General features: G+C 66.0%; 1 pseudogene. It reads left to right on the plus strand.

The features are described 5' to 3' along the window. A pseudogene (locus tag OP79_RS53565) lies at positions 1 to 235 on the plus strand (transposase); the annotation flags it as partial.

Consider the following 235-nt stretch of genomic DNA (forward strand, 5'->3'; position numbering starts at 1 on the left):
TGGTCAAGGCCCTGGGCGCGGACAGCGGGATCTCGAAATCGGAAGTGTCGCGGATCTGCGGCGAACCCGACACCGAACTGGATGCGTTCAAGGAACGGCTGCTGGAGCACACCGTGTTCCCGTAGGTGTTCCTGGACGCGACCTGCTGCAAGGCCCGGGTGAACCACCGGATCGTGTCCCAGGCGGTGGTCATCGCCACCGGGATCTCCGCCACCGGTCACCGCGAGATCCTCGG

This window comes from Streptomyces yerevanensis (assembly GCF_000716805.1).
GTDB lineage: Bacteria > Actinomycetota > Actinomycetes > Streptomycetales > Streptomycetaceae > Streptomyces > Streptomyces flaveus.